This is a genomic window from Chryseobacterium taiwanense (genome assembly GCF_000813825.1).
Taxonomy (GTDB): Bacteria; Bacteroidota; Bacteroidia; order Flavobacteriales; family Weeksellaceae; genus Chryseobacterium; species Chryseobacterium taiwanense.
Map to the genome: position 1 here is coordinate 81,517 of NZ_JWTA01000015.1, position 23,383 is coordinate 104,899.

23 protein-coding genes are annotated in these 23,383 nt (G+C 36.4%); 12 read left to right on the plus strand and 11 right to left on the minus strand.

Annotated elements, in window-relative coordinates; genetic code table 11:
* Together RM51_RS14960 and RM51_RS14965 are read right to left on the minus strand one after the other, a co-directional pair.
* The gene (locus RM51_RS14960) at nucleotides 1-462 is read right to left on the minus strand and encodes a gliding motility lipoprotein GldH (RefSeq protein WP_039371312.1); all 462 of its coding nucleotides are present in this window, start codon (nucleotides 460-462) and stop codon (nucleotides 1-3) included.
* Nucleotides 455-1,885 carry a PSP1 domain-containing protein gene (locus RM51_RS14965; protein WP_039371316.1) on the minus strand — a complete coding sequence of 477 codons (1,431 nt, stop codon included), beginning with the start codon at nucleotides 1,883-1,885 and terminating at the stop codon, nucleotides 455-457. Before RM51_RS14965 ends, RM51_RS14960 begins: the two co-directional genes overlap by 8 nt.
* 276 nt (nucleotides 1,886-2,161) lie before the next feature.
* On the opposite strand from RM51_RS14965, the gene RM51_RS14970 reads away from it, so the two are divergent.
* The 4 genes from RM51_RS14970 to RM51_RS14985 all read left to right on the plus strand — a co-directional run bounded on the left by RM51_RS14970 (nucleotide 2,162) and on the right by RM51_RS14985 (nucleotide 6,707).
* The gene (locus tag RM51_RS14970) at nucleotides 2,162-3,400 is read left to right on the plus strand and encodes an OmpP1/FadL family transporter (RefSeq protein ID WP_039371319.1); all 1,239 of its coding nucleotides are present in this window, start codon (nucleotides 2,162-2,164) and stop codon (nucleotides 3,398-3,400) included.
* Nucleotides 3,401-3,410: 10 nt separating this feature from the next.
* Entirely contained in the window at nucleotides 3,411-4,979 is a 1,569-nt protein-coding gene (locus tag RM51_RS14975) for an SGNH/GDSL hydrolase family protein (protein ID WP_039371321.1), read from the plus strand.
* Nucleotides 4,980-5,064: 85 nt separating this feature from the next.
* Nucleotides 5,065-6,003, plus strand: coding sequence for a ribose-phosphate pyrophosphokinase (locus RM51_RS14980; protein ID WP_039371325.1), 939 nt, complete (start codon nucleotides 5,065-5,067; stop codon nucleotides 6,001-6,003).
* Between the two features lie 56 nt (nucleotides 6,004-6,059).
* Nucleotides 6,060-6,707: a 50S ribosomal protein L25/general stress protein Ctc gene (locus tag RM51_RS14985; protein WP_039371330.1), complete on the plus strand. Its 648-nt coding sequence runs from the start codon at nucleotides 6,060-6,062 to the stop codon at nucleotides 6,705-6,707.
* A 65-nt stretch (nucleotides 6,708-6,772) separates the two neighbouring features.
* Here the strand turns inward: RM51_RS14985 and RM51_RS14990 are convergent, their stop codons facing one another.
* Nucleotides 6,773-7,705, minus strand: coding sequence for a DUF3078 domain-containing protein (locus tag RM51_RS14990; protein ID WP_039371333.1), 933 nt, complete (start codon nucleotides 7,703-7,705; stop codon nucleotides 6,773-6,775).
* Nucleotides 7,706-7,924: 219 nt separating this feature from the next.
* Here RM51_RS14990 and RM51_RS14995 point away from each other — a divergent pair, with 219 nt between their 5' ends.
* The 3 genes from RM51_RS14995 to gdhA all read left to right on the plus strand — a co-directional run bounded on the left by RM51_RS14995 (nucleotide 7,925) and on the right by gdhA (nucleotide 11,388).
* On the plus strand, nucleotides 7,925-8,692 hold the full coding sequence (locus RM51_RS14995; RefSeq protein WP_039371337.1) for a rhomboid family intramembrane serine protease: 768 nt from the start codon (nucleotides 7,925-7,927) through the stop codon (nucleotides 8,690-8,692).
* Nucleotides 8,693-8,729: 37 nt separating this feature from the next.
* Nucleotides 8,730-9,839: a DNA-processing protein DprA gene (gene dprA, locus RM51_RS15000; RefSeq protein WP_039371342.1), complete on the plus strand. Its 1,110-nt coding sequence runs from the start codon at nucleotides 8,730-8,732 to the stop codon at nucleotides 9,837-9,839.
* Nucleotides 9,840-10,029: 190 nt separating this feature from the next.
* Complete coding sequence (gene gdhA / locus RM51_RS15005; protein WP_039371347.1) at nucleotides 10,030-11,388, plus strand: NADP-specific glutamate dehydrogenase; 1,359 nt, start codon at nucleotides 10,030-10,032, stop codon at nucleotides 11,386-11,388.
* A 122-nt stretch (nucleotides 11,389-11,510) separates the two neighbouring features.
* Here the strand turns inward: gdhA and RM51_RS15010 are convergent, their stop codons facing one another.
* Both RM51_RS15010 and RM51_RS15015 read right to left on the minus strand, forming a co-directional pair.
* Complete coding sequence (locus RM51_RS15010) at nucleotides 11,511-11,999, minus strand: YkgJ family cysteine cluster protein (protein ID WP_039371350.1); 489 nt, start codon at nucleotides 11,997-11,999, stop codon at nucleotides 11,511-11,513.
* The gene (locus RM51_RS15015; RefSeq protein WP_039371353.1) at nucleotides 11,999-12,970 is read right to left on the minus strand and encodes an ion channel; all 972 of its coding nucleotides are present in this window, start codon (nucleotides 12,968-12,970) and stop codon (nucleotides 11,999-12,001) included. Before RM51_RS15015 ends, RM51_RS15010 begins: the two co-directional genes overlap by 1 nt.
* Nucleotides 12,971-13,110: 140 nt before the next feature.
* Between RM51_RS15015 and RM51_RS15020 the strand changes: the two genes are divergently transcribed.
* Complete coding sequence (locus tag RM51_RS15020; RefSeq protein WP_039371357.1) at nucleotides 13,111-13,491, plus strand: group III truncated hemoglobin; 381 nt, start codon at nucleotides 13,111-13,113, stop codon at nucleotides 13,489-13,491.
* An 8-nt stretch (nucleotides 13,492-13,499) separates the two neighbouring features.
* On the opposite strand, the gene RM51_RS15025 is transcribed toward RM51_RS15020, so the two are convergent.
* The 6 genes from RM51_RS15025 to hflX all read right to left on the minus strand — a co-directional run bounded on the left by RM51_RS15025 (nucleotide 13,500) and on the right by hflX (nucleotide 18,860).
* Nucleotides 13,500-14,570, minus strand: coding sequence for a calcium:proton antiporter (locus tag RM51_RS15025; protein WP_039371361.1), 1,071 nt, complete (start codon nucleotides 14,568-14,570; stop codon nucleotides 13,500-13,502).
* Nucleotides 14,571-14,634: 64 nt separating this feature from the next.
* Nucleotides 14,635-14,964 carry a DUF6122 family protein gene (locus tag RM51_RS15030; protein WP_039371364.1) on the minus strand — a complete coding sequence of 110 codons (330 nt, stop codon included), beginning with the start codon at nucleotides 14,962-14,964 and terminating at the stop codon, nucleotides 14,635-14,637.
* Nucleotides 14,964-15,674, minus strand: coding sequence for a DNA alkylation repair protein (locus tag RM51_RS15035; protein ID WP_039371367.1), 711 nt, complete (start codon nucleotides 15,672-15,674; stop codon nucleotides 14,964-14,966). The genes RM51_RS15030 and RM51_RS15035 overlap by 1 nt, the downstream gene beginning before the upstream one ends.
* Before the next feature lie 23 nt (nucleotides 15,675-15,697).
* On the minus strand, nucleotides 15,698-16,984 hold the full coding sequence (locus RM51_RS15040; RefSeq protein ID WP_039371370.1) for a cation:proton antiporter: 1,287 nt from the start codon (nucleotides 16,982-16,984) through the stop codon (nucleotides 15,698-15,700).
* A gap of 26 nt (nucleotides 16,985-17,010) precedes the next feature.
* A complete protein-coding gene (locus RM51_RS15045) occupies nucleotides 17,011-17,637 on the minus strand; it encodes a DUF4919 domain-containing protein (RefSeq protein WP_039371373.1) in 627 nt (208 codons plus the stop codon).
* A complete protein-coding gene (gene hflX / locus RM51_RS15050) occupies nucleotides 17,637-18,860 on the minus strand; it encodes a GTPase HflX (RefSeq protein ID WP_039371377.1) in 1,224 nt (407 codons plus the stop codon). Before hflX ends, RM51_RS15045 begins: the two co-directional genes overlap by 1 nt.
* A gap of 197 nt (nucleotides 18,861-19,057) precedes the next feature.
* On the opposite strand from hflX, the gene RM51_RS15055 reads away from it, so the two are divergent.
* From RM51_RS15055 to RM51_RS15070, 4 genes are all read left to right on the plus strand, one after another.
* The gene (locus tag RM51_RS15055; protein ID WP_039371380.1) at nucleotides 19,058-19,765 is read left to right on the plus strand and encodes a LytR/AlgR family response regulator transcription factor; all 708 of its coding nucleotides are present in this window, start codon (nucleotides 19,058-19,060) and stop codon (nucleotides 19,763-19,765) included.
* 152 nt (nucleotides 19,766-19,917) lie between these two features.
* Nucleotides 19,918-20,403: a T9SS type A sorting domain-containing protein gene (locus RM51_RS15060; protein WP_039371383.1), complete on the plus strand. Its 486-nt coding sequence runs from the start codon at nucleotides 19,918-19,920 to the stop codon at nucleotides 20,401-20,403.
* A 5-nt stretch (nucleotides 20,404-20,408) separates the two neighbouring features.
* Nucleotides 20,409-22,934, plus strand: coding sequence for a beta strand repeat-containing protein (locus RM51_RS15065; protein WP_039371386.1), 2,526 nt, complete (start codon nucleotides 20,409-20,411; stop codon nucleotides 22,932-22,934).
* A 7-nt stretch (nucleotides 22,935-22,941) separates the two neighbouring features.
* On the plus strand, nucleotides 22,942-23,355 hold the full coding sequence (locus tag RM51_RS15070) for a hypothetical protein (protein WP_039371389.1): 414 nt from the start codon (nucleotides 22,942-22,944) through the stop codon (nucleotides 23,353-23,355).
* Nucleotides 23,356-23,383: the final 28 nt, after the last annotated feature.

The window sequence follows — 23,383 nt, forward strand, 5'->3', positions numbered from 1 at the left end:
TTACGGTTTAGCCGTTTCTATTTTTACTCCGATATCTTCTACTCCAGGGAGATTATCATTTCTCATAGCCTGATTAACTCCGATTTCATATTTCCCTTTTTCCGGAAACTTATAGTTCAGTTTATATTGAAAAAAAGTTTCCTTCGTATCTCCAAAACCTGTACCAAGCCATTCTCCGTTTGGTTTTGCCAGTACATAATTCAACGTATCAACGTCTTTTTTCTTATTTTGAAGATTGGTAAAGTTTACAATAAATCTAATATTGCTGTAAGGATATTCATTATTATTCCTTACCACAAAAATAATATTTTTAGGATTTTGCGGATCTGAAATTTCAAGATTAAATTTTTGCTCCTGCTTTTTACCCCATTTATTATCAATAGAATTCATTATAACATCTTCTCCTGAAGATTTACAACTCAATAGAAAGATAAAAGTTAATAATCCTAAAACTTTACGCATTGTTATCTTTTTTGGGAGGAAATTTCTTTTTGAATTTTTTCTTATTCGGGTTTGCTTTTTTCTCTTCTCCATCAGAATTTACCGTCGCTACTTTTTCCAACTGAGTTTTTGGCTGTTGAGCTTGTTGAAGCTTCTGAGACCTTTGCTGGTTATTTGCGTTAGGTTTCTGTTGTCTTTCAGGTCTTTCAGATTTTTCCGTTCTCTCAGGACGATCTTGTCTTTCAGGTCTGTTACCGCTTCTTTTTTGATTTGGGTTTTGACCTTGAGGAGACTGATTATTCTGATTATTATTAGATCTGTTATGATTTTTAGACCTATTGTTGTTTCCTCTATTTTTCTTCTCGAAACGGTCTACATTATTTTCCTGAATCAAATCAATACTTTTCAGTGAAGTTTCAGGTTCTTTAAGATCTTCGAGTGGCAATGTTTTTTCGCCTCTTTTATTTTTAGAGATTAATTTCTTTACCAAGTCGATATCGAAATCATACCAAGCCATAGAGTTTTCAACGTAGGCAAACCACATTTTCTTTTTGAAAACATCGATTTTAATACAAAATGCTCTTCCTTTCTCCGTATCTAACGTCGTAGATGAAGACGGGAAATTACTTAATGCATCCAGATAACTGTCTAGTTCATAGTTTAGACAGCATTTTAGTTTACCACATTGTCCTGCTAATTTCTGAGGATTGATGCTAAGTTGCTGATATCTGGCAACATTTGTATTTACCGATCTAAAATCAGTAAGCCAAGTAGAACAACAAAGCTCTCTTCCACAAGATCCTATTCCGCCCACTTTTGCAGCTTCCTGTCTGAAACCGATCTGCTTCATGTCGATCTTCGTTCTGAAAGCACCTGCATACTCTTTTATCAGCTGTCTGAAATCGACCCTGTTGTCTGCAGTATAATAAAATGTAACTTTTGAAGCATCTCCCTGGTATTCAACATCGGTAACTTTCATTTCAAGTCCCAGTCTTTGAGCTATCTTTCTTGCTTCGATCTTTACATTATCTTCTTTTTTTCTGACTTCCTGCCAAACCTCAATATCTTTTTGGTTAGACTGTCTGTATATTTTAAGAGCAGATTCATCAGAAGCTTTCTTCTTTTTCATCTGAATCTTAACCAATTCTCCGGTGAGACTTACCACACCTATATCGTGTCCGGGACTAGATTCTACTGTTACTACGCTACCTATATGTAAAGGAATATTATTTACATTTTTATAAAACGATTTCCTATCATTTTTAAATCTAACTTCAACAAAATCACACCTATTAGATACCGGATTTTGTATATTAGATAACCAATCGAAAACACTTAATTTATAACTATTACCACAGGTATTTACATTTTCACAACCATTCGCTGTCTTTTTAGGACCACACGAATGCGAAGAATCGCCGGATGTCTTACATCCACAACTCATATAACAATTATTTATTCTTGCAAATTTATAGATTTTTATTTTTATCCGATTCTAAAAATACTAAATATTAAAATCAGTATTTGTTTAATTTTAAACTTAATTTATATTAAAAAGTAAATTACCCCACAAAAACTTAATAAACAAAACGTTAGATACAACTAAGCAAAACATATTATTTTAAACATAGTTTTCTTTTAGTATATTGTTTAAATTATTAAGAAATTTTAACAAGCATAACTAAAATAATTTTATATTTGGGTTATATAATAATAGTCTATGAAAAAAATATTAGTATCAACCGCTTTATTGGCAGGTGTTCTATCCTACGCAGGAGGTTTTAGAGTTTCTCTGCAAGGGATAAAACAATTGGCAATGGCACATACGAGTGCTCATGCTGAAGATGCAAGTGTTGCATTTTTCAATCCTGCAGGAATGTCTTTCATTCCTTCGAAACTAAGTATCGTTGCCGGAGCATTTGGAGCAAGCAACAAAGTGACTTTTCAAAATTTGAATACATTACAAAGCACACAAACGGACAACCCAATGGGAACTCCTCTGTATGCTGCGATCACTTATAAACCAATAGAAAAACTATCCGTTGGTTTTAGTTTCACTACTCCTTTTGGTAGTACTATTGAATGGCCAAATGACTGGGAAGGAAAAGAAATGGTTCAAAAACTTGAGCTAAAGAGTTTCTATTTCCAACCAATGGTTTCTTATAAATTTAACGACTGGTTGGCTTTTGGGGCAAGTTACATTTACGCAAGAGGGCAAGTAAACTGGGATAAAGCTATTACCCAATTTGGCGGCCAAATTAATATTAAAGATGAAAAAGCAAGCGGTCATGGTTTCGGATTCGGTTTTTATTTCAGACCTGATCCAAAATTAGACGTAAGTATTGCTTACCGTTCTGCCGTAGATATGAAAGCAAAAAACGGAACAGCAACCTTTAACTTCCCATCGGCTTCTATTTATCCTTTACTAGGATTAGATGCTGCAAAAAGAACAGACGGCTTTACTGCAACATTACCTTTAGTAGACGAGTATACAATAGGTTTAACTTATAAAATCACTCCAAAATGGTTAGTTTCTGCAGATTTCAACTACCACGGATGGGAAAGATACAGCCAGCTAACATTGGATTTCGCAACAGCTCCAATCGGAAACCAAGCAGATCCTACAATTTCAGTTTCTCCTAAAAACTTCAGAAACTCAAAAACATTCAGACTGGGAACTCAGTACGCCTTCACGAATATGATTTATGGTCGTTTGGGAGCATACTATGATGAATCTCCTTATACTGACGATCATTTCATTCCGGAAACACCTTCATTCAACACTTTTGTTGTAACAGGAGGAGTTGGATTCAAATTAAAACAATTTGGAGTTGACGTTGCAGGAGGTTATGCAATGCCACAAGCAAGAGACGTAAATAATTCTACTCTTGGATTCTACGGACAAGCAAAAGCAACTGCCTTCTATTTAGGTCTAGGTTTATCTTACAACCCTTTTTAATTGAAAGACTATGAAAAAAATTATAATTTCTACATTCGCTATTTCCGCACTTCTTTTTACAACAAGTTGTGAGGATGATTTTGATACAGACGTACAAGATGTTGTTGTAACCAGAGGGGAAGCCGACTTTTCAAACTACGTTTCTATCGGAAATTCATTAACATCAGGATATAGAGACAATGCTTTATATATCGACGGACAAAATGAATCTTACCCTAACATCATTGCGGGTCAGATGAAACTTGCCGGTGGAGGAAACTTCGTACAACCTTTAATGTCCGATAATAATGGTGGTTTAATATTGTTAGGAAACACAATTCAAGCAACAAAACTTTATATTAAGTCATTTACAAATGGCTCTCCAGATATTGCCAATGTTGCAGCAACACCTACAACGGATGTATTAACTAAAATAACAGGACCATTAAATAATTTTGGGGTTCCAGGAGCAAAATCATACCATTTGGTTGCTGCCGGATACGGAAATGCTGGTGGTATTTTATTAGGAACTGCGAATCCTTATTATGTAAGATTTTCAACAAGTACAACTTCTACAGTGGTTGATGATGCCGTATTAAAAAAACCTACGTTCTTTTCTTACTGGATCGGAAATAATGATGTTTTAAGTTACGCAACCAATGGAGGCACAAACTCAACTACTGTTGGTGGAGTTACAACTTATACTCCCGCAACGGTACAAACCAGCGTAGATGCTACTACTTATAAGCCTAATGATATTTCCAGCCCAACTCTTGTTGCCGGCGCTATAAAAGCAGGTTTAGACAAATTAAAAGCAGGAGGAGCAACAAAAGGAGTTATTGCAAATATCCCTTATGTCACTTCAATCCCTTTCTTTACAACTGTTCCTTACAACCCTTTGACACCAGCAGCTTTAGGTTCAAACCTTACAACACTTAACACAAGTTTATACGGTCCATTGAAGCAAGCGCTTACGGCTTTTGGGGCAGGCGACAGAATTAATTTACTTTCCAGCACGGCTTCAAATCCTGTCTTAATTAAAGATACTTCTCTTGCAGATTTATCTGCACAGCTTACAGCTGCTTTAACACCTTCTTTAGGTCCTGTAAATGCAGCTGCATTCGGGCAAATCTTTGGACAAGCCAGACAAACAACTGCAGATGATTATATCCTTCTTACTACAAGATCAATCATTGGAACAACTGTTTCAGGAGCACCTTCTCCGGTAAATGTTTATGGAATTTCTTATCCATTGCAAAACCAGCATGTTTTATCAAAAACAGAAGCAGGATTTGTGAAAACAGCTGTTGATGCATACAATACCGCAATTAAAGGATTGGCAGATTCTTACGGATTGGCATTTGTAGACGCCAACAAAAAAATGGTAGAACTAAACGGCCAATCAGGAATTTCTTGGGATGGTGTAAAATATTCTGCAAAATTTGTAACAGGAGGAACATTCTCATTAGACGGAGTTCACCTTACAGGTAGAGGATACGCAATTGTTGCGAATGAATTTATCAAAGCGATTAATACCAAATATAAATCTACTCTTCCACAGGTAGATCCTAACAAATATTCGGGTGTAAAATTCCCATAATAATTGGTAAAATAAAAACTTAGAAACCACAGGAGTAAATCTTGTGGTTTTTTTTTTAAATTTGCAAAATCTTTAAAAAGTAAAAATGGCCGATCAGTTAAGTTATCTATTTTGTACAAGGACGAGCAAGGACTTGGCAGAAAAAATTGCCCAACATTATGGGCAGGAATTAGGAAAAATCAACTTCCAGGAGTTCAGCGACGGAGAATTCGAACCTGTTTTGGACGAATCTGTAAGAGGAGGAAGGGTTTTCTTAATTGGATCTACATTCCCTCCAGCAGACAATCTTTTAGAACTTCTTTTAATGATTGATGCTGCGAAAAGAGCTTCTGCTAAGAGCATTACAGTAGTACTTCCTTATTTCGGGCTTGCAAGACAAGACAGAAAAGACAAGCCAAGAGCTCCTATCGGTGCAAAATTGGTGGCAAACCTTTTGACAGCTGCAGGTGCAACGAGAGTAATGACAATGGATCTTCACGCAGATCAGATTCAAGGATTCTTCGAAATTCCTGTAGATCATTTATATGCTTCTACTATTTTCGTAGACTATATCAGAGATTTGAATTTAGAAGACCTTACGATTGCTTCTCCTGATATGGGAGGTGCAAAAAGAGCAAAAAACTACGCAGGACACTTAGGTGCTGAAGTAGTAATTGCTTATAAAGAAAGAAAAAAAGCAAATGTTGTAGAAGAAATGTTCCTTATCGGAGATGTAGAAGGTAAGAATGTTATCCTTATCGACGATATGATCGATACAGCAGGAACACTTTGCAAAGCTGCCGACATCCTTATTGAAAAAGGAGCAAAATCTGTAAGAGCAATGGCAACTCACGGGGTACTTTCAGGAAAAGCTTACGACAATATTGAAAACTCAAAATTGCTGGAAGTTATTGTAACTGACTCAATTCCTGTGAAAAATAATTTGTCATCTAAAATAAAAGTGCTATCTTGCGCCCCATTATTTGCAGACGTTATGAAGATGGTTCACGAGCACCAATCAATTAGCAGCAAATTTGTTATTTAATTAACAATCAAGCATTTGCAAATAAAAAAAAGAAACAATTTTTTAAATTTTTATAAATGAAATCTATTACAATTCAAGGTACAAAAAGAGAAAGCGTGGGCAAAAAGTCTACAAAAGCTTTACGTGATGCTGAATTAGTTCCTTGTGTTGTTTACGGAGGTGGTGAGCCATTGAACTTCTCTGCAGAAGAGAAAGCTTTCAAAGGTTTGGTTTATACTCCTGAAGCACACACGGTATCTATTGAAGTTGACGGACAGGTAATTCCTGCTGTTCTTCAAGATATTCAGTTCCACCCAATCACTGACAAAATTCTTCACGCAGACTTTTATCAATTAGCTGACGATAAGCCAGTTATTATGGAAGTTCCTGTAAGAATTACTGGACGTTCTAAAGGTGTTGTAGCTGGTGGTGTTTTACGTCAGTCTTTCAGAAAACTAAAAGTAAAAGCGATCCCTGCAAACTTACCTGATGAGGTAGTTGTAGATGTTACTCCTTTAAGAATCGGTAACAAAATCTATGTAGGAGGTCTTAAGCCTGAAGGATATTCTTTCATGCACCCTGACAATGCAGTTGTTGTAGCTGTTAAGATGTCTAGAAATGCAATGAAAGGTGGTGCAGCAGCAATGGATGATGAAGATGAAGAAGAAGAAGTTGTAGCGGAAGAAGGAGCAGCTCCAGCAGCAGAAGAAACTGCAGCAGAATAAGAATTCCTTATTAAGCAAAAATAATAAACCTGTCTTTATGACAGGTTTTTTTATTTATATAGCTTTTAATTACTTTTCCAAGAGCGGTTGTCTTTTTTATCGGAACGCTTTTTCCCTCTTTCAAGATTATAAGCAAAACCAATCCCTAATGTTTGTTTTAGCTGTGTTTTTTGGATTTGATTATGATCATACAATAAATCTAATGTTACATTCGCCGAAACATATTTATTGATTTTCATACTTAACACTCCGTTGTAAGAAAGAACTAGCCTTTCCGGGTGATCCAGATAATTGGAAAAGACAGAACCTGTACTTACTAAGTTAATATTTTCCATTATTTTTAATTTGTATACAGCAGAACCTAGAAAACCAAATTGGAACAAACACGCATCACCATCATTTTTCAATCCATAAGTGCCTGCGCGTTGAAGATCTTCATCTAAAACCAAAGTCCATCTCGCGTTGGTAGGTCGAAGCGTAACGGTAAGATTATCACTTGGTCTATACGTAATACCGGCACCTAAATTGATATATCCCGGAGCCATAAAACTTGATATTTTAGCTGCTGCAGGATTATTTCCATCTTCATAACCCGACGCAAACTGAGTTTGTAAGCTAGCTCCCCCTGAAAGATACCAATGTTCAGCGAATCCTTTCCCAAAATTGGTAGAAATATTCACCACATCCTGGGTTTTCCTTGTCCCTATTCCCTTCGTATTATTTTGTCCAAATCCTAGAATAATAATATTCTCCCACAGCACTCTATCCTTTTCATAGGTAATATTATAATTCGCTCCGGCTAGCCAACCTACATTATTGGCCCCTCCACCTACCCAGTTTGAAAACGCAGCCTGATTCAGCATCAGTGTATTCTGTGCATTTACAGACCATACTTTCACAGTATCTACAACTGGCAATTCCTCCTTTACATCTTTTATTTCCTGCGCCGCAATTGATACCCCAATTAAAACAGAAATTCCCGATAAAACTTTTCTCATAGTAAAAACAATATTTCTATCCGCATTACAATAGCAAAAGAAAGACCTTTTTCTTCAGCACACCTCTTCTACTTATTGAATTTCCAAATAAATAAATGACAAAATTTTTTATAAAATTAAAAAACCGGTCTGTTTTGTCAAAATAAAAAAAGATAAATAACGTTTTTCGACAAAATTTCCGAAATTTATTACTGGCTTTTTATTTGACAGTCATTTAGTATGTTCAAGAATATCATTCACAAAAAAGCAATCATATCCCCTCTACTTATGCTTTCAGCAATGTGGCTGGGTTTTCTTTTGCAGGCAATGGGCTTTTTTACCAATTGTACAGGAGCCATCATTCCTCTTCTTCCGGAAGGCCTTGTTGGAGTTGTAACCTCTCCCCTCCTTCACGGTAATTTAGAACATATTGTAGGCAACTCTATACCTATTGCCATTCTAATGCTTTTATTATACCAGTTTTATCCTTTGGTAGCCAATAAAGTTTTCTTTTTGGGATGGATTTCTACAGGGCTACTCCTTTGGATATTACCTCCTATTGATATTCTGACGGGAGATTATATGTATACCTGTACAATCGGAGCCAGTGGAGTTGTGTATGTCTTAGCTTTTTTCCTGTTTTTCAGCGGGGTATTTAAATGGAATGTGAAATTGCTTACCATTTCGCTTCTTGTGGTGCTTTACTACGGTAGTTTGGTTTGGGGAATGGTCCCGGAAGAATTATTCTATGAACTTCCGGAGCCAAGTAAAATCTCCTGGCAAGCCCATCTTTCCGGCGCTATTGTAGGGGTTATTCTTGCATATACTTTCAAACAGGTAGGTGACAAAAAAAAGAAATACATTTGGGAATTCCCTAATTATTACAATGAAAAAGACGATAAGCTCTGGCAAGAATATAAAGAGAATCATCCAGAAGATTTTCTAGATTTACCTTACAAAAAAAATGACGATATCTGGGAACATTTGGAAGAAATCAGAAAAAAATAGCGCATAATTCCTTACATTTGAATAAAATAACACACAAATGTATACGGAAGAAAATCTTTTTTCTATCGCCCTTAGAGAATGCTCTCATATAGGCGACATTATTTTCCATAAACTTGTACGGACTTTCGGAAGTGCGGAAAATGTATGGAAAGCACCATCAAAAGACTTACAAAAAATATCGGGAATCGGGCGAAAAACAATCTCTGACATTGGCGATAAAAAACATCTCAAATTCGCTGAAAAAGAAATCATTTTTTGCGAAAACAATAATATTCAAATCCTTCTTCGCCACCTGGATCAGCTTCCTTTTTTATTAAAAGAATGTGAAGATGCTCCTGCTATCCTTTATCAAAAAGGGAAAATTGATTCTAATTTATGTCCTGTAAGTATTGTAGGCACCCGTAAAATAACATCATATGGAAAAAGCTTTATAGAGACCTTTTTTGAAAATTCTAAAAAACATAAATTCATATCTGTAAGCGGATTAGCATTAGGTACCGACAAAGAAGTTCATGCAGAATCCATAAGGCAAAAAATCCCAACCATAGCGGTTCTTGCCCATGGTTTTCATACACTATATCCATCCAGTCACAAAAATCTATCGGAAAAAATTTTATCGGAAGACGGAGCTATGATTACTGAATTTAATTCATCAAGGAAGCCAGACAGAGAAAATTTTATCCAGCGTAATCGCATTATTGCAGGAATATCTAACTCCACTATTGTTGTAGAAACTGCTTTTGGAGGAGGATCTGTAAGTACCGCAACTTTTGCAAACAATTACAACCGAGATGTTTTTGCGCTTCCGGGAAAAATTACAGATAAATTCAGTCAGGGATGCAATCATCTCATTTTTCAGAATAAAGCGATTGCTATATCAACCATTCAGGATTTGATTAATCAGATAGGTTTTAACAGCCCTAAAGAAAAAATAGAAGAATTATTTCCTCACTCAGAGACCGCAATACAACTTTCTGAAAATCAAGAATCAATATACAATCTTATCATCAATCACCCTCAAATTTCTTTAGATGATTTAGCAGAAAAAATAGCTCTGCCTACCCATAAAATTTTGACAACAATTTTGGAGTTAGAACTTTTAGGGAAGGTAAAATCACTTTCCGGGAGACAATTTGTATCTATTTAAGATTTAATGATTTCTTAATATTGCATTATTTCAGACATAACATTTAATTTTTAATAAAATTTGAACATAAATTATCATTTTAATAATATTTCGACACATTATTATTAAATTTTTAACAATCTTCAAACAAGGTATTGTGAATCTTGAAAAAAAAATTAAATTTGTTGGCAATAATATTCAACCTTAATATATGGAACAATATAATATTGACCAGAAAATCCAAGAGTTTATTGCTAAGATTGAGGCAAAAAACCCTAATGAACCAGAATTTTTACAAGCTGTAAAAGAAGTTGCAGTAACTGTAATTCCGTTTATTATGACTAAGAAGGAATATACAGGAATGAAGTTGCTTGAGAGAATGGCTGAAGCTGAAAGAGTAATCATTTTCAGAGTTCCATGGGTTGATGATAAAGGTGAAATTCAAGTAAACAGAGGTTTCAGAATTCAGATGAACTCTGCAATCGGACCATATAAAGGAGGAATCCGTTTTCACCCTACTGTAAACCTTTCAGTTCTTAAATTCTTAGCTTTCGAGCAGGTATTTAAAAACTCATTGACCACTCTACCAATGGGTGGAGGAAAAGGAGGTTCAGACTTCGATCCACAAGGGAAATCTGATATGGAAGTAATGCGTTTTTGCCAGGCTTTCATGACAGAAATGTGCAAGCACATTGGTCCTGAAACTGATGTTCCTGCAGGAGATATCGGTGTTGGAGCTAGAGAAATCGGATATTTATTCGGACAGTACAAAAAAATCAGAAACGAGTTTACCGGAGTACTTACAGGAAAAGGACTTGCTTACGGAGGTTCATTAATCCGTCCTGAAGCAACAGGGTACGGAGTGGTTTACTTCGCTGAGCAAATGCTTAAAACAATCGGACAGGATTTCAAAGATAAAACAGTAACGGTTTCAGGTTTCGGAAACGTAGCTTGGGGAGTTATCAAAAAAGTATCTGAACTAGGAGGAAAAGTAGTAACTATTTCCGGACCAGACGGATACATCTATGATAAAGACGGTATTGACGGAGAAAAAGTAGATTATTTATTAGAGCTAAGAAATTCAGGAAACAACAGAGCTGAAGACTATGCTAAAAAATATCCATCTGCAGAATTCCACGCTGGAAAACGACCTTGGGAAGTGAAGTGTGATGTTGCTATCCCTTCTGCTACTCAAAACGAATTGGATCTTGAAGATGCTAAAATATTGGTAGGAAACGGATGCGTTTGTGTCACTGAAGCGGCGAATATGCCTTCAACTTTGGATGCAATCAACTATTTCTTAGACAACAAAGTATTGTTCTCTCCAGGAAAGGCGTCTAACGCTGGTGGTGTTGCAACTTCAGGTCTTGAAATGACTCAAAACTCAATCCGTCTTAACTGGACTTCTGAGGAGGTAGATGCAAGATTGAAAGAAATCATGATCGGAATCCACAAAGCATGTAGAGACTACGGAAAAGAGGAAGATGGCTATGTAAACTACGTAAAAGGTGCAAATATCGCCGGTTTCGTGAAAGTTGCAGAGGCAATGTTAGCTCAAGGAGTGGTATAAAAAATATAAAGGTTGGGAAAATTTCCGACCTTTTTTGATATAGCCTGTTCCCGGGATTATAAATGGGATAAAAGTAAAAAGTGAAAGGAGAAAGCGTTGAAATATTTTCAACGCTTTTTTATTTATTGCTTTATATTTTTCATCATGCTTTCTACAAATTCATAGGCAGCAGGACAAATAATTGTATTTTTCAGCATCAGATTATTGATCTGGTAAATCTTTTTTCGATCTGTATGTGGGTATTCTCTGCACGCTTTTGGGCGCACTTCATAGATCGAACATGTGTTATCATCATTCAGAAAAAAGCAAGGAAGATTTTGCAGCACTTTGTCATTATCTTCATCTATTCGCAGAAATTTAGCTTCAAAATCAGCCGTTTTCATTCGAAGATGCTTGGCTATTCGTTCAATATCCTTTTCCGTATACAATGGCCCTGTTGTTTTGCAACAGTTTGCACATTGTAAACAGTCTATTTTTTCAAAAACTTCATCATGGGTATCCTGAACTATATAATCGAGATTTTTAGGCGGTTTTTTCTTTAATCCGTCTAGAAATTTCTTATGCTCTTTCTGCTTTTGTATAGCCTGCTTTTTATAAAAGTCTAAATTCATTATTGCTGTACTTCCAATGTTGCAGGAAGTTCTGTTTTTTGATATTCGTTTATTTTATCGAGATCAAGAATAGTTGACTGGTTGTCTTTGCTCGGGGAATACATTGGAACAAATTTAGCTCCAAAAACAATTTCATCCGAAACATAAGAGGTCCTCTGAACCACCGTATTGGAAAACACTTCGTCGAATGCTCTCACCTGAACAATAATTTCAATATCCGTATTTTTAAAATCTTCTTCTGTAAAGCCATAAAATGGCGAATTTTCATCGATTTTATGAACAACCGTCCAGTTCAACGCCAATGTATTGATCTTGCTCATCTGGATCTCCAGTCGGTAAAAATTACTTTTCGGAACGCCATTTTCTATCACTTCAATTGCTGTTGAAACAATTACATCAGCATCCGTCAACGCATTATTTTTATAAGGAGCCAGCCTAAACATTAAAGCTGTTACATCCTGAAAAGGAGCAATAACAACATCATCTGAGAACCTTAAATAAGCTCTCGGTCTGGAAAATCTTCCGTAAAATAAACCTGTTGCAATCGCAAAGGTAAGCAATCCTAAAAATGCCTCAAAAGTAGCTACCAAACTCGCCATAAAACCAACCGGCGCAATTCTTCCGTATCCAACCGTCGTAAAAGTCTGAGAACTGAAGAAAAAGACATCAATAAACTCATTCAGCGGATCACTTTTATCAATTCCTGTAAGATGCTCTACTCCAATCAGATAATATATAAAGGCAAAACATAGATTTACAACGATATAGGCAATTACCAAATAAGACAGGAAACGGAATGATGACAAATTCAGCATGGTATGATACCAACTCAATTTGTTAAAAACATTCACGCCTTTCCTTTTGACGTTGGGAAAACCGTCTTTGTTGATAAACCTTCCGGAAGCATTGTTTCCAAAGCCGCTGTTCTCCGTATTTTTCTGGCGAATTTTTTGTCTGAACCCTCTTGCCATTTTTTTAATTTAATTTTGTTTGGCGACAACTTCATTAAAAGTTTCACCTCTCACATTCTGCAAAGATAAAATATTGTTTTCATGAAATTTATCAACTGTCCGAATGAATTTATGAATTGATTTTGAACTAAATTTGAATTATGAAAAAATTGGAAACCCGCGAAGACATTGAACAGCTTGTCAACTCATTTTACACTAAAGTGATTAAAGATGAGAAGATTGCATCGTTTTTCACAGACATCGCAAAGGTAGATTGGGAACAACACCTTCCTAAAATGTACTCATTCTGGGAATCCATTCTTTTCGGACAAATGACTTATAAAGGAAATCCGATGGGAGCCCACTTCCCTGTTAATGAAATCAAAGCCATGGAACAGGAGCATTTTGAACGCTGGCTTGAACTCTGGACACAAACTATAGAAGAAAACTTTGCGGGAGAAAATGCTGATTTAGCGATTTACAAAGCTCAAAATATCGCAAAATTGATGGCTTTCAAAATGGAAATCGCCAGAAGGCTTTAACCATAACATTAAGGAACAATTACCGTAAAGATATAAGCAGCAAGATTGACCAATAAAACCGTTCCGTAAAGAATATTGGTTTTTCCTCTGCTTAATGAAAGCATCACAATAAAGACTGACAAGGAAAGCAAGATAATGTCTTTTTTATCCAGTCCTAACACCAACGGAATATTGTACATGATACAAACTGTTGAAACCGCCGGAATGGTCAATCCTATACTTGCTAATGCAGATCCCAGAGCCAAATTCAAACTCGACTGAATCTGATTGCTTTTTGCCGCTCGAATCGCCGCAACTCCTTCGGGAAGTAAAACAACTGCAGCAATGATAACTCCGACTAAGGATTTTGGTGCTCCTAAACTTTGTACCATATTTTCAATGGAAGTAGACAATCCTTTTGCCATCATCACAACGATCGCCAAACAAATCACAAGAAATACAAAACTGGCTAAGGTTTTAGCTAACGAAGGAATATAAAGCTCTGCAGGATGCTCTTCAGGAATAATGAAATAACTTCTGTGTCGTACCGTCTGTACCATTAAAAAGACCCCATAAATCACAAGACACGCAACCGAAACAAAAGCCAACTGAGCCTCATTATAAAACGGACCATTCACACTTGAGGTAAAATTAGGAAGCACCAAAGTGAGCACAAGAATGGAAACGATACTTACAAGATAGGTGGTAGCAGAAGTTCTGGCAAAAAACTGCTCATAGTATTTCACTCCTCCTACCAGAATACAAATCCCCAAAATACCATTCAGAATAAGCATTACCGCCGCAAAAACCGTATCTCTCGCTAAAGTAATAGCCTGATCTCCTCCCGCAACCATTAACGAAATAATTAAAGCCACTTCAATAATCGTGATACAAAGCGCTAAAATAATGGTTCCGAAAGGCTCTCCTACTTTGTGTGCAACCACTTCCGCATGATGCACTGCAGAAAGAACACTTCCGATAAGCAAAACCCCTCCAATGATATCATACAACATCCCATGTCCCAACAATCCGGAAAAGTAATACCCAACCGCAAGAATCGGAAGAACATAAGTATAATGTAGTAATTCTTTTAGTTTCATAAGTGTCTACAAAATACAAAAAAACTGCAGAATTTGAAATACTTCAATAAATTTTAATGTTGTTTTAATGACACCAAAGGTTAAAATCCTGAAAATCGGTCAGCATATGAAGTAAAAGACCAATACCTATGATTCTTATATTTCCTTTAAAAAATAGCATCAGAAAATACACTGCAATCGCGTAATAGGAATGCAAAAAGTGAAATCCTATACTTCCCCGGTTCGGATCGAAAATAGGATCTGCAAATAAATGATCCAAGTCTACCAACATGGTAGCCAAAAGAATCAGATATACTTTTTTCCAGTCTTTACGGTAGAAAACAAAGGCGATAATCCCCGGAAAAATCAGGTGTAAAAAGTAATGAGTTACCGTTTTCCAAAAGAAACAATCCATCAGATTCTGCCTTTTAAATAGTCTTGTCTCAAGTCTTCATCGAGTTTTTCAATCGCGTATCGAAGACAGGTTCTAGGCATTTCTTTATAATATTGATTCAGATAATTGAGCAATTCCTGTTCATTTTTATTTCCCATTTCTCTCAACAGCCATCCGTTTGCTTTATGCATCAGATCATGAGAATACTTTAAATTCTGAGTTACAAATTCTTTTGTAAGCTCATAAAATCCTTTTTTCACGTAATGCATCGTTCCTACAACGGCAATTCTTTTATGCCACATTTCTTCGGAAGCCGCAAGCTTTCTCAACAATTCTTCTCGCTGATTTTCAAACGCATATCTGCCGAGAATTTTATAACAGCTTGAATCTACAAGATCCCAATTATTGACATATTTCAAATGGCTTAAATAAAAATCAATGATCTCATCTTTTACCGCTTTATCTTTTGTTTTTTCAAATTTAGAAATCAACATAAACAAAGCCGTCAGTCTATGTTCGTGATATTTTGATGAAAGTAATGTACTTAAATCTTCTAGTGAAATCTTAGCATAATATTCTTTTGCTACCGATCTCTGATCCGGAACCGTTACGCCTAAAAACAGATCTCCTTCACCATATTCTCCTTTCCCGGTTTTGAAGAACTTTGGAAAGAATTCTGCTTTTTCAGGAATGGATAAGACCGCAAGAGCTTCTTGAATTTCTTTGACCATATTACGTACTTATTTGCAATGCATTAATGAGATTCATCTAAAGCAATACTTTCCTGCTCTTTTTCTTCAGACTCTATCTTTTTCGGATTCGCCACTTTTGCAATAGTAAGTCCCTGAACAATAATAGAAAAAACCACCACACAATAAGTTATACTTAAAATAATTTCGCTGTATTCACTTTTAGGAATAGACATCGCCAACGCAATGGAAACTCCTCCACGAATTCCTCCCCAAACCAATACCTTTACCGTTTGCGGATTGAATCGGGTTCTCAAAGACATGAATTTTGTAGGTCCCCAAATGGAAATGAATCTAGCAATCAAAACCACTACAATAGCAACCAATCCAGGAATCATAAAATGTTTCAGATCTTTGATCATTAAAAGCTCAAAACCGATAAATAAGAACAATACGGCATTCAGAATTTCATCGATAAGCTCCCAAAACTTGATCAAATAATCTTGTGTTACGGATTTCATTTTAAATCTTACATTAAAATTCCCCATAAATAATCCTGCTGCAACCATCGTTAAAGGTCCTGAAATATGCATTTGTCTTGCAATAAGATAACCACCCATTACCACAGAAAGTGTTACCAAAACAGAGATAATATAGTCATCGACCTCTCTCATTAATCTGGAAGTCACCCAACCTAATAAAACTCCTAACAACAATCCACCTCCTGCTTCTTTCATCAATAAAAGTCCAATATTTTCAATCCCTAAATCGACTTCTTTTCCGACTGCTAATTGCAATACAACGGTAAAAACAACAACCGCCATACCATCGTTAAAAAGAGATTCTCCCGCCACTTTAGTTTCTAATGACTTGGAAACATTTGCCTGTTTTAAAACACTTAAAACTGCCACAGGATCGGTAGGAGAAATCAAAGCTCCAAAAACCAAACAGTAGATGAATGGCATCTGTAATCCGACCAAAGGCAACAGATAAAACATTCCGAAACCGACGATAAATGTTGAAATTACCACTCCTGCCGTAGAAAATATCACAACGGGACGCAATTGTTCTTTTAAATCATTGATATTGATATGAATTCCCCCTGCAAAAAGAAGGAAGTTAAGCATTGCCCCCATCAGAACTTCTGTGAAGTCAATACTGTTCATCAGGTTATTAAGATGTCCAAAAGTTCTAGGAAGAAAATTCTCTCCGAAAAGAACTAATATAATCGACACGACAATGGCAATTACCATGATCCCAATCGTACTTGGGAGTTTAAGAAACCTGTAATTTAGGTATGCAAATATTGATGCTAAAACGATTAAAGCTGAAAATGAATAATATAACTCCACTAAGCTGTTTTTTATAGATTTTTTAGTTAGTAGTCCAAATACAGGACTTTGATGTATACTTTATTGTCTTCTTTCTCCCAAATATCAAGCATTCCGTCTTTCATAGCTTTTGAACTTCGTGTGTAATCTAGTCCAATATTCAGCATGTTCAACAGAATATACTCATCACCAACAGAATTGACATTATAAGCAGTCTTTTCTGTTTTTCCGTCTCCTGAACTTCTTATCGCGTCTGCTAATACCCTAAACTGGCTCAAATGATACACGAAATTGTTCACATCCTGTATTGTATCATAAGAGCGAAGTAAAATCAGGAGTACATCCAAATTCGTAGGATCTTTGTAATAAAGGATTTTCCCATATTTAATACTGTTTTCCCAGTCTTTGCTTTTGAAAGCTTCTGTCAGGTTTTTAAAATCTTCATTTTCAGGAGAGACAACATCTTCGAAATTTCTTCCATAGTAAAGATGTTGCGCTTCTATTGTATCTAAAGATTTTGGCAGTCCTTTGAACTTGAAAATCAGTTTTTCGTAATTGTAAGGCGATTTGGAATCTTTCAAATTTTTCTCAATGCTCTTAAAATCAATCTTCAATTTCTGACCGGTAGCCGAAATTGAAAATATGAAACTAAAAAGGAGAAAAATATATTTCATTAATTACTATTTTCTTCTTCATCATTATCAAAATACTCAAAGAGGAAATCATTGTAAGGGAATCTCGAGATATGAATTTTCATCACCTCATCGTAGATCATCTTTTTCATTTCCGGGAAATTTTCTTTCGTTAATGCCGAAATAAAAACCGTTGGATATTTTGATTTTGCCATCCAAGTGTTTTTCCATTCATCCAAAGAGATATTCTTCTTGGTTGACGGAGTCAGATCATCCTCATCTTTTTTCTCATAGCTGAAATCATCAATTTTATTGAATACCATGATCATCGGCTTTTGATGAGCATTGATTTCCATTAATGTCTGATTCACAGATTCTATATGATCTTCAAAGCTTTCATGAGAAATATCCACTACATGAATCAACAAATCTGCTTCTCTCACCTCATCCAAGGTAGACTTGAACGACTCTACAAGCTGTGTCGGTAATTTTCTGATAAAACCTACCGTATCTGTTAATAAAAACGGCAAATTTCCAATTACCACTTTTCTTACAGTGGTATCAAGGGTTGCAAATAGTTTATTTTCTGCAAAAACCTCAGATTTAGACAAAGCATTCATCAAAGTAGACTTACCAACGTTGGTATATCCTACCAAAGCTGCACGCACTACTTTTCCGCGATTATTTCGCTGCGTTGCCATTTGCTTATCTATGGTCTTCAGCTTATCTTTTAACAATGAGATTCGGTCACGAATAATACGTCTATCGGTTTCAATTTCCGTTTCACCGGGACCTCTCATCCCAATTCCCCCTTTCTGACGCTCCAAGTGAGTCCACATTCTTGTCAATCGAGGCAAAAGATATTGGTATTGAGCTAATTCCACCTGAGTTCTTGCATAAGAAGTTTGAGCTCTTTGAGCAAAAATATCGAGAATAAGATTCGTTCTGTCAAGAATTTTCACTTCGATTTCTCTTTCCAGGTTTTTCAGCTGTGAAGGAGATAGTTCGTCATCAAAAATTACGGTTCCTATTCCATTTTCTTTTACATATTCTTTTATTTCCAAAGCCTTTCCGCTTCCAATGAAAGTTTTGGAATCCGGCTGTGTTAATTTTTGAGTAAAGCGTCTGTCGACTGTACCTCCAGCTGTATAGGCCAAAAACTCCAGCTCATCCATATATTCCTGTAGTTTTTCTTCATCCTGATGCTGAGTAACAACCCCTACCAAAACCGCTTTTTCGTAATTATGTTCTTTCTTTTCTAGCATTAAGTTCTATCTATGTTTATGAGATTTACAAGTTACCATTTTTTAAGAAAAAAAACAAAATGAATCTTTGCGTCTCCATTCTTTACATTAATTTAAAACTACAATACTATTGATTTATAGAAAATTACTAACTTTATCCTATGATTTTAAGTTGTATACATAGAATTTAAAATCATATAAAACTAATACCAAGTATCATGATTGCCAATATTAAATGTATGATTATTGATGATAATGAACTGGACAGGCTGTTTCTGTTTCATCATCTGAAACAATATGAAAATATTGAAATTGTAGCCTCTTTTAATTCTGCGAAAAAGGCAATTCCTTATCTTGAGCATCCAATCGATCTTCTCATCATCGAAGCCGACCTCAAGGGAATGAACGGACTAGAATTCAGGAAAATAGCTCATAAAATACCTGCCTGCATTTTCACCAGTTTGCATCTGGAATTTGCTATTGATGCTTTTGAACTGGACACCTTAGATTTTATCTCAAAACCTCTAAAAACAGAGCGCTTTCATTATTCAATACAGAAACTGTTTGATTTTCTTAAAATGAAAGAAAAATGTGACTGTTTCGATGCTTTGGTGGGTGAAAACAGCATTAAAATAAAAGAAGGCTCCAATATTTTTCTGATAAAAATTACAGACATTCTTTATCTCGAAGCTCTAAAGGATTACACGAGAATTATTACTCCAGAAAAAAAACACTGTATTCTTGATTCTCTTGGAAACCTTTTACATAAAACTACCTTCGATTCTTTTATAAGAATTCATAAAAGCTATGCCGTTCCCCGTCATTTGATCAGAAGTAAAAATGCTCATGAAGTGGAACTTACCCATCAAATAAAACTTCCTATTGGTAGATCTTACAAAGAAAATCTTTCTTTTTTCCAACCCTAACTTTCTCATTTTCCATTTTGTCGTTGGTCGATTAATCATGTCGTTGGTCGATTTTTTAAATATCCGGTTTTCATATATGGTAATTTAGTGTTCCCAAAATTCATTCAATTTTCGGACAAAATCATTTATTAATAACCACTAAACTTTTTTATATGGAAAGAACATCTATTCAATGCTTCTTTTTCATACTTCTTCTTGTTCCCTTTTTTCTGCTGAAAGCACAATCGGCAGTTTTGGCTACAGGAGCAGATGCAACAGGAGGCAACGGCTCGGTTTCTTACAGTGTGGGACAAATTGACTACCTCATAAAAGGGAGCAATCGGGAAATTTCTGAAGGCGTACAACAGGTTTATGAAATTACCACACTTTCAATCAATGAAACTGTAACATCCACTGAAAACGACATTTTACTTTATCCGAACCCTTTCAAAGATTATTTATATCTGGACTTTACCGCCAATAATTTCAAAGGTTCCGAATACCAAATTTTTGATGCTCAGGGGAAACTTATTAAAACGGATAAAATCATTCAGTCTAAGTCTGAATTCAACTTTTCTTTTCTTCCCTCCGCCATGTATATCATTAGAATCAATCGAAACGGAGAGAATCTAAAAACATTCAAAATCATTAAAAAATAACAACGATGAAAAAAATATTATTCTTAATGGGAATTGTGTTGGGCTCATCTATAGCCTTTGCACAAGTTCCGGAAAAAATGAGCTATCAAGCGATTGTCCGAAATGCAGGAGGACAGGTTTTGCAGAATCAAAGTATTGCAGTAAAAGCCAGCATCTTACAAGGCTCTCCTGCCGGAGCAACCGTTTACTCGGAAAGACTTACCGGAAACACGAATACAAACGGACTTATTTCCATGGAAATAGGTTCAGGAACTGTACTTACAGGGACTTTCAATACAATAAACTGGTCAACAGGAAGCTATTATTTAAAAACTGAAACCGATTTGGCAGGTGGAACAAACTACACCATTACAGGAACAAGCCAGCTATTAAGTGTTCCTTATGCTATGTTTGCTAAATCTGCAGGAACTGTAAACGCAGGAAGCTTTGTTATTCCTTATGTAAACACATTTAATAATGCCGGAAATTTATTTTCACTCACCAATGACGGTGACGGAACTTCAATTGAGGGAGTCAATAACACTACAACTTCAACTATTGCTGCTGTAAGAGGTATTGTAAGCAATGTTGCTCCCGGAGGATTTTCTTCAGGGGTTCGCGGAATTAACAACGGAACAGGAGGACTTGGGGTAGGTGTCTACGGAAGCCAGGCAGGAAGCGGATGGGGAGTTTATGGAGTAACTCCAAACGGATTGGGGGTTTATGGAAATTCAAGCGCCAATGGCTATGGGGTTTACGCAAATAGTAATACCGGAACTGGTTTAAATGCAACCAGTAACAGTGGTATTCCAGCCAATTTTTCAATTTTTAATAATGCCAACACCAATAATGTGATTGTTGCCAATACCGTTGGAAACGGAACAGTGGTAAATGTGAGCACTACAGGAACCGGAGCTGGGGTAAGAAGCTCTACAGGTTCAGGATTTGCTGTACAAGGGATCACCTCTTCTCAATCTTCTGCCGGTATTATCGGGGATAATACTGCTGCTGGCGAAGCCGTAGTTGGTAGAACGACAAGCGACATTGCCGGAGCCGTAGTCGGTAGAAATGATGGTGGCGGTTATGGCGTAAGAGGTTTTGTAGCTACAAATACTACCGGTACAGGTATCGGAGTTTACGGACAAGTTGGGATAAACAGCAGCAAAGGCCGAGCCGGAAGGTTTGAAAATTTTAACCAAACAAATACGACAGGAAACACCTTTGAGGTAGAAACCAACGGAAACGGAAATATCCCCGACAACACCCAAGGAAACGCAGCCTCTTTCTTAGTGAACAACACCAATAGTGTTGGAGCAGCAGTAAGAGGTGAAGTCAATACCATTTTCGGAAATTTTGGAGCAGCAGGAATTTTTGGTAAATCTTCCGGAACAGGAGGTTTTGCCGGGTTATTTCATGCCTCAAATACTTCAGGAAACGGAGCCGCTTTAGTTTCTATTACAGATGGGAATGGAAATGCCATCACAGCAAATGCAGGAAAAGACGGAAATGGTGTAGAAACCAATATTGACGGAGCCGGAAATGCTCTTTATGCCTGGGTTCCGAGCTTTGCAACAGGACGTGCAGGAAGATTCAATATTTTCAATGATGCCAATACAAGTGACGTAATTACAGTAACCACCGTTGGAAACGGAACCGCAGGGAATTTTAAAGTGGATAGAGTAACTGGTACATCTCCTGCGGTAAAAGGAGAAGTAAATTCTCAATTTGCCAATTTCGGAACAGCCGGTATTTATGGAATATCCTCCGGAACAGGAGGTTTTGCTGGATTATTCCATGCCAGTAATCCTGCCGGAAACGGACCTGCTCTCATCGCCATAGCAGATGGGAATGGAAATGGTATTACCGCAAATGCATCCAATGGAGGAGACGGTGTAGAAACTACAGCAGACGGAACGGGAAGTGCAATCTTTGCCTGGATTCCTAATTTTGGTAATGGTCGTGCTGCAAGATTTGTCAATTATAACACAGCAAATACCAACCCTGCTCTTACCGTAGAAACCCATAGTGCAGGTTCAATCGCCATATTCAGATCAGGAAACCCCGGTTCTGTAAATGTTGCCAGAATCGGTAATGACGGAAGAGGTTATTTTAACGGAGGAACTCAAAGCAGCGGAGCCGACGTTGCCGAAGTATTTGATGTTGTAGGAAATTCTTTAGAATATGAACCCGGTGATATTTTAGTGATTTCCACAGACACCGATAGAACAGTCGAAAAATCTTCAAAACCATATTCAAGTCTTGTAGCCGGAGTTTATGCTACAAAACCAGGAGTTCTTTTAACTGAAGAAAATATTGATGCTGACTTATTCGGAAAAGTGCCTATGGGAGTAATCGGAGTCATTCCTACAAAAGTATGTCTTGAAGGAGGAAAAATTAAAAGAGGTGATCTTTTGGTAACGTCTTCACAATCCGGAGTAGCTATGAAAGCTGATCTTGATAAAGTAAAAATCGGACAGGTTCTTGGCAAAGCACTTCAGGATTACGAACAGAACAGCATCGGAAAAATAAAAGTATTAGTAAACATTAAATAAAACGATCATGAAATCATTATATATCATCTCTTTTTTAGTGGTAAGCATAGGCGTTTACGCACAGCAGGAAAAAGTTGTTTCAGAAATACAAGAAGCTCCAAACTATAAAGAATCAAAAGAACTTGAAGCAAAAATGATGAAAGAAGCACAGGAAAAAGCACTTCAAAAAACAACACCGGTAACACTTGCATCCGAACAAGGTCTGGAAGTAAAAAAACAACCTACAAAGCAAGAAATTGAAAATAGTTCAGGAAAACTCCTACCTAATACAGCAAGTCTTGATGAAATTTTAGCAACCATTCCGGGAAGACAAGCACGTAAAGCAAATATTCCAAAGAATGCGAATAAGAATGTACAAGGATTAGTAAGCAGTCCGGATTTAACTTTGGAAGACATCAAGAAAACGATTCCTAAAAATTAGTACCTATTTAGATTTTTCAACAATAATG